At 74.2% G+C, this 12392-nt stretch carries 10 protein-coding genes; 4 read left to right on the forward strand and 6 right to left on the reverse strand.

Features of this window, described 5'->3' with window-relative positions:
- Positions 1–4: 4 nt before the first annotated feature.
- The 4 genes from ACIQVI_RS20470 to ACIQVI_RS20485 form a co-directional block, all read right to left on the reverse strand.
- Complete coding sequence (locus ACIQVI_RS20470; protein ID WP_403597708.1) at positions 5–1552, reverse strand: sigma-70 family RNA polymerase sigma factor; 1548 nt, start codon at positions 1550–1552, stop codon at positions 5–7.
- Positions 1553–1699: 147 nt separating this feature from the next.
- Entirely contained in the window at positions 1700–1990 is a 291-nt protein-coding gene (locus ACIQVI_RS20475; RefSeq protein ID WP_351974144.1) for a hypothetical protein, read from the reverse strand.
- A 97-nt stretch (positions 1991–2087) separates the two neighbouring features.
- Positions 2088–4310 carry an NADP-dependent isocitrate dehydrogenase gene (locus ACIQVI_RS20480; protein ID WP_351972025.1) on the reverse strand — a complete coding sequence of 741 codons (2223 nt, stop codon included), beginning with the start codon at positions 4308–4310 and terminating at the stop codon, positions 2088–2090.
- A 44-nt stretch (positions 4311–4354) separates the two neighbouring features.
- Positions 4355–5428 carry a phosphatase PAP2 family protein gene (locus ACIQVI_RS20485; RefSeq protein WP_351972024.1) on the reverse strand — a complete coding sequence of 358 codons (1074 nt, stop codon included), beginning with the start codon at positions 5426–5428 and terminating at the stop codon, positions 4355–4357.
- Between the two features lie 149 nt (positions 5429–5577).
- On the opposite strand from ACIQVI_RS20485, the gene ACIQVI_RS20490 reads away from it, so the two are divergent.
- Positions 5578–5823: a hypothetical protein gene (locus tag ACIQVI_RS20490; protein ID WP_351972023.1), complete on the forward strand. Its 246-nt coding sequence runs from the start codon at positions 5578–5580 to the stop codon at positions 5821–5823.
- Between the two features lie 22 nt (positions 5824–5845).
- Here ACIQVI_RS20490 and ACIQVI_RS20495 read toward each other — a convergent pair whose 3' ends face one another.
- On the reverse strand, positions 5846–6148 hold the full coding sequence (locus ACIQVI_RS20495) for a hypothetical protein (RefSeq protein ID WP_351972022.1): 303 nt from the start codon (positions 6146–6148) through the stop codon (positions 5846–5848).
- 73 nt (positions 6149–6221) lie between these two features.
- Positions 6222–7256 carry a LacI family DNA-binding transcriptional regulator gene (locus ACIQVI_RS20500; protein WP_403597714.1) on the reverse strand — a complete coding sequence of 345 codons (1035 nt, stop codon included), beginning with the start codon at positions 7254–7256 and terminating at the stop codon, positions 6222–6224.
- A 513-nt stretch (positions 7257–7769) separates the two neighbouring features.
- Between ACIQVI_RS20500 and ACIQVI_RS20505 the strand changes: the two genes are divergently transcribed.
- From ACIQVI_RS20505 to ACIQVI_RS20515, 3 genes are all read left to right on the forward strand, one after another.
- Positions 7770–9575, forward strand: a complete 1806-nt coding sequence (locus tag ACIQVI_RS20505) for a VanW family protein (protein ID WP_403597717.1) — start codon at positions 7770–7772, stop codon at positions 9573–9575.
- A 164-nt stretch (positions 9576–9739) separates the two neighbouring features.
- Positions 9740–10771, forward strand: a complete 1032-nt coding sequence (locus tag ACIQVI_RS20510) for a serine hydrolase domain-containing protein (RefSeq protein WP_403597720.1) — start codon at positions 9740–9742, stop codon at positions 10769–10771.
- A 119-nt stretch (positions 10772–10890) separates the two neighbouring features.
- Entirely contained in the window at positions 10891–12336 is a 1446-nt protein-coding gene (locus ACIQVI_RS20515; protein WP_403597722.1) for a glyceraldehyde-3-phosphate dehydrogenase, read from the forward strand.
- Positions 12337–12392 lie beyond the last annotated feature (56 nt).

The following is a 12392-nucleotide window of genomic DNA, read 5'->3' on the forward strand; positions in this document are numbered from 1 at the left end:
GCCGTCATCCCCGGCCGGGGGCGGGCGCGGCCAGCTTCTGCACCCAGACCGTGCCCCGGGGGCTCGGCACCGACGCCACGCCGGTGTCCCGGTAGCGGCAGTCGAGCATGTTCTCCTCGTGCATCGAGCCGTCCCGCCAGTCCTCGACGACGGCCTCCGGATCGGCCGCGCCCCTGGCCAGGTTCTCGGCCCAGGCGCTCCAGTCGTACCCCTCGGCGGTGATCCGCGCGTCCGCGAAGTCGCCCTCCGGGCTGCTGTGGCCGTAGTAGCCCCGCGCGACCATGTCGCGGGCGTAGGCGCGGGCCGCCGCGACGAGCCGGGGGTCGGTGCGCAGCGGGGCGCACCCGGCCTCCGCCCGGAGCCGGTTGACGAGGCGGGTCACCCGCTCCCCGGGGGTGGGCGGCGGCGGGGGCGGGGTGGTGCGGCGGGGCGTCGGGGTGGTGGTCGTCGGCGCGGGGGCGGGGGTGGTGGACGGCGGGGCCGGGGGCGTGGTGGTCGGCGCGGGGGTCGCCGGGGGCGCGGCGACGGGCCGCCCGGGCCGTACGCGCGCCTCCGGCTCGGAGGGTACGAGGAGGGAGACGGCCCCGAGCACGGCGACGGCGGCGACCCCGGCGAGGACCGCCCCGCGCCCGGGCGCCCACCGGCCGGCGGATCCGTCGCCGGTGGCTGCGGGGCCGCTCCCGGGGGCGGCGGGCCCACCGGCCGTGTCGAGGGGCGCGCCCGCCCCGTCCCCGTACCCAACGGGTTCCAGGTCGGGTCCGGTCGCCGTGACGGCGGCGATCCCGAGCGGGGGGACGAGTCCGATGCCGACGAGGAGGCCCTCGACGGGGGCGAGGCCCCGGCGGCCCGTCGCGCGGGCCGTGCAGGCGTCGCAGGCGCGCAGGTGGCGGGCGATCCGTTTGCGCCAGAGCGGGGCCGGGGTGCCGTCCCAGGGGCCGAGGATCTCCGTCAGCTCCGGGCACGGCGGCAGGGCGTCGAGGGCGCGGACCACCGCCCGGCCGGTCTCCAGGCGCTCCTTCATGCGCTGGACCCGCACGGCGGCGTGCTGCGGGGGGACGCCGAGGCCCTCGGCGAGTTCGGCGCGGGTCAGCTCGCCCGCGGCCTCCAGCCACCACAGGGCGAGGAGCTCCCGGTCGTCCCCGTCGAGCCAGCGGGTGGCGCGGGCCACGTCGCGGCGCTGTCCGGAGAGGCCGAGGCGGAGGATGGTGAGTTCGGTGAAGTCGCCGGCCGGGTCGGCGAGGTCGGCGGCCCGGTCGAGGCCGGGGACGGGGGCCTGCCGGCGTTCGCGCCAGCGGCGCCGTATCCCGTTCATCGCGATGGCGACGAGCCAGGACCGGAACCTGGCGGGGTCGCGGAGTCCGGGCAGGCCGTCGAGGGCGCGGACCATCGTCTCCTGGACGATGTCGTCCGTGTCGGCGTGGCCGTCGAGGGCGCGGCCGACGATGTTGTGGACGAGCGGCAGGTAGGCGCGGACCAGTTCGTCCCTGGCGTGGACGTCACCGGCCCCGGCCGCCTCCACAAGGGCGGTGGTGCGGCGCTCGTCGCTGTGCATGGATCTGCTCCCTCGTCCCGGGTCCGTGTCCCCCGTCTTCCGGAGACCCGTGGGCGCGGGAGGGATAACACTTCTCGTGGTACCGGATACGTGTCGTGTTCGGGTCCTCCCGGTGTCCGGGTGCCCCCGGCACCGGGGTGCCGGGTCCTACACCAGGGGTCCGGGCAGTCTCGGGACCGTGGCCCCGCGGCCCTCCCGGACGGCCTCCACGACGGCGTCGTGGAGTTCGCGGCTCTCCTCCTCCGATGCGCAGGGGACGGGACTGCCCGACATGGTGAACCAGTCGGACGCGCCGCTGTACTGCACGGCCACACGTGCTTCGCGCTCGGTCCAGGTGGTGTGCACGGTCAGATCGCCCGTGACGGTCCCGGCCTCGTCGGTCAGCACCCCACCTCGCCCGGTGTAGACACCGGTGGTCGTCCAAGATGCCCAACTCATCCATCCAGGTTCACACCCGGATGCCGTATGCGCCACCGACGGGACCGCCCCGGCCGGAGGAGACTCCGGCAGGGGCGGTACGGGGCCGCGCGCCGGATCAGGCGAGGGACGCGAGGGCCTCGTTGAGCGTGGCGGACGGGCGCATCACGGCCGCGGCCTTGGCCGGGTCGGGCTGGTAGTAGCCGCCGATCTCGGCCGGGGAGCCCTGGACGGAGATCAGCTCCTCGACGATCTTGCCCTCGTCGGCCGCGAGCTTCTCGGCGAACGGGGCGAAGGCCTTGGCGAGCTCCGCGTCCTCGGTCTGCGCGGCCAGCTCCTGGGCCCAGTACAGGGCCAGGTAGAAGTGGCTGCCGCGGTTGTCGATGCCGCCGAGGCGACGGGTCGGCGACTTGTCCTCGTTGAGGAAGGTGCCGGTGGCGCGGTCGAGGGTGTCGGCGAGGACCTGGGCGCGGGTGTTGCCCGTGGTGGTCGCCAGGTGCTCGAAGGAGGCGGCCAGGGCGAAGAACTCGCCGAGGCTGTCCCAGCGGAGGTAGTTCTCCTTGACGAGCTGCTGGACGTGCTTCGGGGCGGAGCCGCCGGCGCCGGTCTCGAAGAGGCCGCCGCCCGCCATCAGCGGGACGACCGACAGCATCTTGGCGCTGGTGCCCAGCTCCAGGATGGGGAAGAGGTCGGTCAGGTAGTCGCGCAGGACGTTGCCGGTGACCGAGATGGTGTTCTCGCCGCGGCGGATGCGCTCCAGGGAGAACTTCGTGGCCTCGACCGGGGACAGGACGCGGATGTCCAGGCCCTCGGTGTCGTGCTGCGGCAGGTACCGCTCGACCTTGGCGATGAGCTGCGCGTCGTGGGCGCGCTCGGCGTCCAGCCAGAAGACGGCCGGGTCGCCGGTGGCGCGGGCGCGGGTGACGGCGAGCTTGACCCAGTCCTGGATGGGCAGGTCCTTGGTCTGGCAGGCGCGGAAGATGTCGCCCTCGGCGACCTCCTGCTCCAGGACGACGTCGCCCGCGGAGTTCACCAGGCGGACGGTGCCGGCCTCGGCGATCTCGAAGGTCTTGTCGTGGGAGCCGTACTCCTCGGCCTTCTGCGCCATGAGGCCGACGTTGGGTACGGAGCCCATGGTCGACGGGTCGAAGGCACCGTGGGCGCGGCAGTCCTCGATGACGGCCTGGTACACGCCGGAGTAGCTGTGGTCCGGCAGGACGGCGAGGGTGTCGGCCTCCTGGCCGTCCGGGCCCCACATGTGGCCGGAGGTGCGGATCATGGCCGGCATCGAGGCGTCGACGATGACGTCGGACGGCACGTGCAGGTTGGTGATGCCCTTGTCGGAGTCGACCATCGCGAGGGCGGGGCCCTCGGCGAGCTCGGCCTCGAAGGAGGCCTTGATCTCGGCGCCCAGGTGCGGGACGCCGTCCAGGCCGTTGAGGATCGAGCCGAGGCCGTCGTTCGGGGAGAGGCCGGCGGCGACGAGGGCCTCGCCGTACTTGGCGAAGGTCGCCGGGAAGAAGGCGCGCACGACGTGGCCGAAGACGATGGGGTCGGAGACCTTCATCATGGTGGCCTTGAGGTGCACGGAGAAGAGCACGCCCTCGGCCTTGGCGCGGGCGACCTGCTCGCCGAGGAAGGTGCGCAGGGCGGCGGCGCGCATGACGGCGGCGTCGACGACCTCGCCCGCGACGACCTTCAGCGGCTCGCGGAGCTCGCTGACGGTGCCGTCGGCGGCGGTGAACTCGAAGCGGAGGGTGTCGTCGGCGTCGATGACGACGGACTTCTCCGTGGAGGCGAAGTCGTCCTCGCCCATGGTGGCGACGTTCGTCTTGGACTCGGGGGTCCAGGCGCCCATGCGGTGCGGGTGGGCCTTGGCGTAGTTCTTCACCGAGGCCGGCGCGCGGCGGTCGGAGTTGCCCTCGCGCAGGACCGGGTTGACGGCCGAGCCCTTGATCTTGTCGTAGCGGGCGCGGATCTCGCGCTCCTCGTCGGTCTTCGGGTCGTCCGGGTAGGCCGGGAGGGCGTAGCCCTGGGCCTGGAGCTCGGCGACGGCGGCCTTGAGCTGCGGGATGGACGCCGAGACGTTCGGCAGCTTGATGATGTTGGCCTGCGGCGTCTTGGCCAGCTCGCCCAGCTCGGAGAGGGCGTCGGCGATGCGCTGGCCCTCCTCCAGGTACTCCGGGAAGACGGCGATGATGCGGCCCGCGAGGGAGATGTCCCGCGTCTCGACCGTGACTCCGGCCTGCGAGGCGTACGCCTGGACCACGGGCAGGAACGAGTAGGTCGCCAGGGCAGGCGCCTCGTCGGTGTGGGTGTAGATGATGGTCGAGTCAGTCACCAGGGTGCTCCGCTCCACGTCTGCGTATGCGAGATTGCTCGACATCAAGATATCTCGTGATCGAGGTCCTCGGTAAAGGGCCCCACGAGCTCCTCGTCCTCCGGCGCCCCGGCGGCCTCGGCGAAGGGGCCGCCGAGCCGGTACGGGGGCGGGGGGCCGTCCACGTCGACGTGGCGGAGCAGCAGGAGCAGGACGATCCCGGCGGCGGCGGTCACGCCAGCGGCGAGGGCCTGTCCGCAGCGGTGGGCGAGCCGGAGCTCGGCCGGGTCGTAGGGGGCGGTGGCGGGCAGGGCGAGGGTGTCGCCGAGGAGCCAGATCCCGGCGGCGAGGCCGCCGGCCGCGACGAGGACGAGCGCGAGGAGCACCGGGAGGGCCACCGGGGCGGGCAGGCGCCGGGGGCCGGGGCGCACGTCGCCCTTGCGGGCGCGCAGGGCGAGGATCCCGCAGAAGACGGCGAGGACGAGGAGGGCGGCGGCGATGACGTCGCCGGGCCGGTGCCGGCCGTCGGCGAGGGTGTACGCGCCGACGGCGACGGCCCAGAGGGTGGCGGCGCCGACGACGGGGGCGCGCAGCCGGTGGGGGACGACGAGGACCAGGCCGAGGGCGACGCCCAGGGCGAGGACGGTCTGGGCGCTGGGGAAGCCGCTGGGCAGCAGGGCGCCCGCGGTGTCGGCGAGGCGGGGGCGCGGCGCGTACAGCCGGAGCAGTCCGGTGAGGGCGAGGGCGGTGACGACTCCGCCGGCGGCGAGGCCGGTGAGCGCGTACCGCCTGCGTATGAGGCCGACGGCGAGGAGGAGGACGCAGCCGAGGACCAGGGAGAGGGTGGTGAGCCCGGCGAGGGAGGGGTGGTCGCGGAGCAGGGCGGCGACGGCGGTGTCGGCGCGGCGGCCGGTCGTGGCGGCGTCGCCCCAGCGGCGGCCGGTCGCGGTGAGGACGAGTCCCGCGTAGACCACCGTGAGCAGGAGGACGGCCCCGAGGCAGCCGCGCCGGGTGCGGGTGCGGACGCGGGTGGCGAAGGAGCCGGCGGCCTCGCCCGCCACGGCGGCGTACCACCAGGTGTCACCGGCCCTCAGCGGCCTCGGGGAGCCGCCGGTGCGGGGCCTGTCGTAGGAAGCCATGCCCCGATTCGAACCCACGCCCGGCCGCCCCGCCCGCTGGGCTCGTCCGAACGACACGCCGGGCGGTGCGCCGGGAGCGGGAACCGGGCGGGCGGCCCCCCGCGTCTGCTCCGGAGACCGTACGCACACTCCGGGGGGAGACGTCTCACATGTCGATGCCGCGCAAGATCGGGATCGGGCTGCTGGTCCTGATCGCGTTCGGGTTCCTGGCCCCGAACGGCTGGTACGTCCTGGGCGCGATCGTGGTCGCCCTGGTGATCGCGGGGTTCGTGGCCTTCGAGGCGATGAGCGACTCGCACCGCTCCCACCGCCCCGACGGGCGCCGGTTCCGGCCGGGCCGGGGCGGGGACGGGCGCTGGATCATCCACGACGAGGACCGGGGTCCCCGCCCCTGACGGGGGGCGGGGCCGGGTGGCCTCAGCCGTTCCGGCGCGGCATCTGGGCGCGGACAATGAGGACGAGGGCGCAGAAGATGCCGGCGAAGGCGAGGGTGCCGACGCCGCTCCTCAGGGCGGGGTCGTCCAGCAGCGCCGAGACCGTCAGGACCGCGAACGCGCCCGCCATCACCAGCTGGGCCCGGCCGAAGAGTTCGACCCGCTGGACGTACCGCCGCTGCGGGGGCAGCAGCCAGCCGGTGCGGAGGGCCGCCGTGCCGGCGGCGACGAGCAGCAGCGCGAAGATCCCGGAGGGCAGCGCGAGGTACGCGGATTGCCAGGACACGGTCCACCCCCTGTGTCCCCGGCGCCCTGCCGGGATCGGCGCGATCATGCCACAGGAGTGACGGACCGGACCCTCAGGAGGAGGCGCGGACCACCAGTTCGGTGGGGAGGATCCGGCGGGGCTGGTCGCCGGGGTCGCCGGGCGAGGCGATCTCCCGGAGGAGCAGGCGGGCCATGGCCCGGCCCATCTCCTCGATGGGCTGGCGCACGCTGGTGAGCGGCGGGTCCATGTGCCGGGCGACGGCGGAGTCGTCGACGCCGACGAGGGCGACGTCCTCGGGGACCCGGCGGCCCGCCTCGCGCAGGACGGCCCGCGCGCCCGCCGCCATCACGTCGGAGGCGGCGAAGACGGCGTCCAGGCCGGGCCGGCGGTCCAGGAGCTCCCGCATGGCCCGGCGTCCGCCCTCCTCGGTGAAGTCGCCGTGCGCGACGAGGGCCCCGTCGGCCGCGAGCCCCGCCTCGGCGAGGCCTTCGCGGTAGCCGTCGAGGCGGCAGCGGGCGACGTACATGTCGAGCGGTCCGGTGATGGTGGCGACGGCGCGCCGGCCGCGCGCGGCGAGGTGGGCGACGGCGGTCCGGCCGGCGCCGGTGTTGTCGGAGTCGACGAAGGCGACGCTCTCGTCCCGGGAGCGGCGGCCGTTGAGGACGGCGGGCAGGCCGAGGGCGCGGACCCGGTCGGGCAGCGGGTCGTCGTCGTGCACGGAGACGAGGAGGACGCCGTCGACGCGCTGCGCGGCGAGGTACTGCTCGAAGCGCTGCCGCTCCTGCTCGCTGCGGATCAGGGTGAGGAGCAACTGCTTGTCGGCGTCGGCGATTTCGCCGCTGACGCCGCGGATGATGTCGAGGAAGTACGGCTCGGCGAAGAGCCGCGCCTCGGTCTCGGGAATGACCAGGGCGACGGCGTCGGTGCGGCTGCCGGCGAGGGCGCGGGCGGCCCGGTTGGGGACGTAGCCGAGCTCGGCGACGGCCCGTTCGACGGCGGCCTTGGCCTGTTCGCTCACCTTCGGGGAGCCGTTGATGACCCGGGAGACCGTGCCGCGGCCGACTCCGGCCCGCGCGGCGACCTCCTCCAGGGTGGGCCTGCCGGTCTGCCGTCCGCTCGCCGCCATGTGCCGCTCCTCCCCCTCGGGCCGTCGCCCCCGCCTGCGTCGCCCGCGAACCTATCAGGCGGTGCGGGGCGCTTCCCGGGGCCTGAGGGAAGGGCCCGGAGCCCGGCCCGGGCCCCTGCCCCGGCCTCGCCCGAACCCCGGCCCAGCCCTGCCCGAACCCCGGTCCGGATCCCCGTCTCAGCCCCGTCCCGGCCTCGCCCGGAGCCCGGCTCGGCACCCTGTCCCAGCCCTGCCCGAACCCGGGTCCGGATCTCCGCCTCAGTCCCGCCCCAGCACCACCCGACCCCCGGCCCGGGCCCGGCTCGAATCGCGGGGCGGGTCCGGTCCGGAACCCGCTCCGGACCCCTTCACGGACCGCGCCGCCGGGGCTGCCGGGTGGCACGGAGGCCACTTTTCGTATCCCCTCCGCCGCCCTCCGTATTGCCGCAGGTCAAACCGACCTTATGTGCATAAGACACTCTTTCGGCGTACCGTCATGGGGTTCCCTTCCTCTTCGACGCCCCGGGAGAGCGCGTGCCCCGCTCCACGACCGACCATGCCCCGACGCCCCGCGAGGGGCGCCGTCCGCGTCTCCGGACGGCCGCGATCGCGACAGGCGTGGTCGCGGTGGCCGCCGGCGGCCTGTACGGTGCGGGCCTGCTCGCCACCGGGGACGACATATCCGCCGGCACCCGGGTCGCCGGCATAGACATCGGCGGCATGAGCCGCTCCCAGGCCGAGGCGAGACTCGCCGCCGAGGCCCCGGCCGAGTGGAAGGCGCCGATCCCCGTGCGGGTCGGCGACGAGGCCTCGGCCGTGGACCCGGCCGCCGCCGGACTGACCGTGGACGTGGCGAAGACAGCCGAGCAGGCGGCCGACCCCTCCCGCGACCCGGTCACCGTCGTCCGGCGCCTCTTCTCCTCCGGCGAGCGCGACCTCCGGCCGGTCTTCGCGTACGACGAGGCCAAGGCGAAGGCCACCGTGGCCGACCTCGCGAAGCGCAACGACCGCGCGGTCCGCGAGGGCTCCGTCGCCTTCCGCGACGGGAAGGCCGTCGCGACCCAGCCGGTCACCGGCCGGAAGCTGGACACCGGCCGGGCCGTCGAGTCCCTCCGCGCGGCCTACCCGGCGGCCACGGGCGCGGCGCCGGTCGCCCTCCCCGTCGCCCTGACCCAGCCGAAGCTGCCCGCCGCCGAGGTGAACCGCTTCCTCGACGCGTACGCGAAGCCCGCCCTCTCCGGTCCCGTGACGCTCACGGCGGGGAGCGAGCGCCTGCGGATCTCCCCGGCCACCCTGAGCGACCACCTCACCGTGAAGAACGACGACGGGCACCTCAGCGGGAACCTGGACGCGGACGCGCTGCTGCGCGACCCGGACGTGGCGCGGCCGCTCTCTTCCCTGACGAACGCGCCGACGCAGTCCACCCTCGGCGTGCGGAACGGCAAGGTCGTCGTGGAGTCGGAGGGCCGGCCCGGCCACGAGGTGACCGCGAAGGCCCTCGGCGACGCCGTCCGCCCGCTGCTCACCCGGACCGGCGACGCGGCCCGTACGGCCACGGTGGCCACCAAGGTCACGCGGCCCGACCTGACCTCCGACTCGCTGGCCCGCCTCGGCATCACCGAGCAGATGTCCTCGTTCACGGTGAACTTCCCCTCGGCCCCGTACCGGACGACGAACATCGGCCGGGCGGCCGAGCTGATCAACGGCTCGCTCGTGCAGCCCGGCGCGGTGTGGAGCTTCAACAAGACGGTGGGCGAGCGCACCCCGGACAACGGCTTCGTCGACGGCACGATGATCCTCGACGGCCAGTACCGGTCCGCGCCCGGCGGCGGCGTGTCCGCCATGGCCACCACCGTCTTCAACGCCATGTTCTTCGCGGGGGTGAAGCCCGTCGAGTACGGCGCCCACTCCTTCTACATCGAGCGCTACCCGGCCGGCCGCGAGGCGACCGTCGCCTGGGGCAGCCTGGACCTGAAGTTCCGCAACGACACGGGCAAGCCGATCTACATCAAGGCGAGCGCGACGGACTCCTCGGTGACCGTGAGCTTCCTCGGGACGAAGAAGTACGACTCGGTGGAGGCGGTCGCCGGTCCGCGCACCAACCTCACGCAGCCGACGAAGCGCGAGGGCACCGGCAAGGCCTGTGTGCCGCAGCCCCCGCTGGAGGGCTTCGACATCTCGGTGGACCGGGTGTTCAAGAACGGCGGCGCCGAGGTCAAGCGGGAGACCTTCAAGACCCACTACACCCCGCGCGACGAGGTGACCTGCACGGTGGACGGCGGGGAAACCCCCGAGAAGGCCCCGGCGAAGACTCCGCAGGAGATCGCCGACGGGCGCTGACGCGCGCCGCCGGAAGGGTGTCTTCCCGTCCGGCCCGGGCATGACTTCGGAGCGCGGCCCGCAGGGGCCCGCCGGGAACGCCCCCGGACACCGCGAGCCGGGCGCGGCCTTCCGGCCGGGCCCCGGACCCCCCGGCGGGCCGGCCGATCCGCCGGAGGCCCGCCTTGGCACAGCGCACCGACCCCTGCGAGCGGCTGCTCGGCGACGCCGTGCGCGCGGGCGTCGTGCCCGGCGCCGCGTGGGCCGCGGGCGACGCCCGCACCACCCTGTCGGCCGGGGCCGTCGGCCTCCTCGACCCGGCGGACCCCGCCGGGCCGACGCGCCCCGACACCCTCTTCGACGTCGCGAGCCTCACCAAGGTCCTCACCGTCTGGGCCGTGACCGGCACCCTCGTCGACGCCGGCAAGCTCGACCCGTCCGCCCCGCTCGGCTCGTACTGGCCGGAGGCCGCCGGGCGGCCGCTCGCCGACGTCACGGCCCACCACCTCCTCACCCACACGGCGGGCCTGCCGCTGCGCGCCAACCTGCGGCACCTGTACGGCTCCGACCCGCAGGACGTACGGGACGGGGTGCTGTCCGAGCCGCTGCGGCACCGGCCCGGGGAGGCCGTCGCGTACACCGACCGGGCGGCCCTGGTCCTCGGCTACCTCGCCGAGCACCTCACCGGGCTGCCCCTCCCCCGGCTCGCCGGGGAGCGGGTCTGGACGCCCCTCGGCATGACGGAGACCCGGTACGGGCCGCTGCCGGACGCCCTGCGGGAGCGGTGCGCGCCGACGGAGCACGACGAGGAGAGCGGCGTACGGCTCCGGGGCACCGTCCACGACTTCTCGACCCGGCTCCTCGGCGGCGCCTGCGGCATCGCGGGCGTCTTCACCACCGCCGAGGACATCGGCCGCTTCCTGCGCCACCTGCTCGACCCGGTGCCCGGGACCTTCTCCGCCGCGTGGACCGCCGCCTCGCTGCGCGTGCGCACCGGGCCGCTCGACCCGCCGCGCGGGCTCTTCTGGCACCCGGCGCCGGGCACGGGTCCGGCGGACGACGTCTGGGCGCACTTCGGCTTCACCGGCACGGGCCTGTGGGTCTCGCCCGCGCGGGGACGCTGGGCCGTCCTGCTGACCAACCGGCTCTACCTCACCCGCGATCCCGGGCCGCTGGCCCGGGTCAGGGACGCCTTCCGGACCCTGGCCCTCTCCTGACGGGCCTCCCGTCCCGTCAACGGGGCCCGGAGGGGTCCTCGTCACACCCCGTACCCCTTGATCGATCGAATGGGCCGGGGGTTACCATATGAGCGCCGCCTAGCTCGAAAGATAAACTTGTGACTGTCAATGACGACTCGTTCACCAGCTGGAAGAACCGCGAGGAGATCGCGGAGTCGATGATCCCGATCATCGGGAAGCTGCACCGGGAGCAGGACGTCACCGTCCTCCTCCACAGCCGCTCCCTGGTGAACAAGTCGGTGGTCAGCATCCTCAAGACCCACCGCTTCGCCCGGCAGATAGCCGGCGAGGAGCTGTCGGTCACCGAGACGCTCCCCTTCCTCCAGGCGCTCACCACCCTCGACCTCGGCCCCTCCCAGATCGACATCGGCATGTTGGCCGCCGACTACAGGACCGACGACCGCGGTCTCTCGGTGGCGGAGTTCACCGCCGAGGCCGTGGCCGGCGCCACCGGTGAGAACAAGATCGAGCGCCGCGACGGACGCGACGTCGTCCTCTACGGCTTCGGCCGCATCGGACGCCTCGTCGCCCGCCTCCTCATCGAGAAGGCCGGTTCCGGCAACGGCCTGCGGCTGCGCGCGATCGTGGTGCGCGGCGACGGCGAGCAGGATCTCGTGAAGCGTGCCTCGCTGCTGCGCCGCGACTCCATCCACGGCCAGTTCCAGGGCACGATCACGGTCGACGAGGAGAACAGCTCCATCGTCGCCAACGGCAACACCATCAAGGTGATCTACGCCAACGACCCCTCCGAGGTCGACTACACCGCGTACGGCATCGAGAACGCCATCCTGATCGACAACACCGGCAAGTGGCGCGACCGCGCGGGCCTCTCCAAGCACCTGCGCCCCGGCATCGACAAGGTCGTCCTGACCGCGCCCGGCAAGGGCGACGTGCCGAACATCGTGCACGGCGTCAACCACGACACGGTCAAGCCGGACGAGCGGATCCTGTCCTGCGCCTCCTGCACCACCAACGCGATCGTCCCGCCGCTGAAGGCGATGGACGACGAGTACGGCGTGCTGCGCGGCCACGTGGAGACCGTCCACTCGTTCACCAACGACCAGAACCTCCTGGACAACTACCACAAGGCCGACCGCCGCGGCCGTTCCGCGCCGCTCAACATGGTGATCACCGAGACCGGTGCCGCCTCGGCCGTCGCCAAGGCGCTGCCGGAGCTGAAGGCCCCGATCACCGGCAGCTCGATCCGCGTCCCCGTCCCGGACGTCTCGATCGCGATCCTGAGCCTGCGCCTGGGCCGCGAGACCACCCGCGACGAGGTCCTGGAGTACCTGCGCGACGTCTCGCTGCACTCGCCGCTGAAGCGCCAGATCGACTTCACCACGGCCCCCGACGCCGTCTCGATGGACTTCGTGGGCTCGCGCCACGCGTCGATCGTCGACGCCGGCGCGACCAAGGTCGACGGCGACAACGCGATCCTGTACCTGTGGTACGACAACGAGTTCGGCTACTCGTGCCAGGTCATCCGGGTCGTCCAGCACGTCTCCGGCGTGGAGTACCCGACCTTCCCGTCGCCGGCGGTCTGACCTCCGCGACGCCCGGCGAGCGCGCCGCACTCCCCGCCGGGGTGCGGCGCGCTCCC

It is taken from the genome of Streptomyces sp. NPDC098101 (assembly GCF_044760185.1).
In the GTDB taxonomy this organism is placed as follows: domain Bacteria; phylum Actinomycetota; class Actinomycetes; order Streptomycetales; family Streptomycetaceae; genus Streptomyces.